The organism is Acinetobacter sp., from assembly GCF_036666595.1.
In the GTDB taxonomy this organism is placed as follows: domain Bacteria; phylum Pseudomonadota; class Gammaproteobacteria; order Pseudomonadales; family Moraxellaceae; genus Acinetobacter.
In genome coordinates this window covers 1-676 of sequence record NZ_JAVWVO010000088.1, presented here as the reverse complement: position 1 = coordinate 676, position 676 = coordinate 1, and the positions used below count along the sequence as shown (strand labels likewise).

The 676-nt window shown below is 31.8% G+C and carries 1 pseudogene; it reads right to left on the bottom strand.

Annotation, left to right across the window (positions count from 1 at the left end):
- Positions 1-230: 230 nt before the first annotated feature.
- Positions 231-676 (bottom strand): annotated as a pseudogene (locus RR876_RS16940) (hypothetical protein); the annotation flags it as partial.

The window sequence follows — 676 nt, the reverse complement described above, 5'->3', positions numbered from 1 at the left end:
GAAATTAAAGCCGCTGACGTTATATGTAAAGCCCTGTCACTCACTCACACGCGAATAGACACTGTTTTTACTATATACTCCAACAAGGGGGATTTTTATTTTATCTTAGTGTTAATTAAACACGTTCGATAATAGTCGCGATACCTTGACCATAAGATTTATACGTTCTTACGGGGAAAAAAAATTTCAGAAGCATTATTCATATAGAAAAGGAGCCGAAGCTCCTTAAACTATTTTTTAAAATTTCTATAATAGATATCCATTGCGACTTCATTTCTGTATTTCAATAAAAGTTCAGGTTTCTCAATGATTCCTCGTTTAATATTTCCTTTATTTGGCTTATATTGTTCAGAACTTCTTAGATCTTTGCTAAGTACCTGAATATTTCCATTACGATCTCGACTGATACAAGAATCATTAGTAAACATAGCCTGCTTTTTAAAATGCTCTTGGGCAACATGTGTATAGAAATACATTGGATTGTAAGTTGGAACACTAGGAATAAACGTTTTAGGTATTAGAATTAAGAATTCATCTGAGTTGTCAATATGTGGTAAGTCAAAATAATCTGATTTCCATGTACCAGTAGTGACACAAAAATAGTGTAATTTTGATTTAGTTTTCCTGATAGCAATACCATATTTTTGGCACTGTATTTGAGTAAACTCAATTAAAG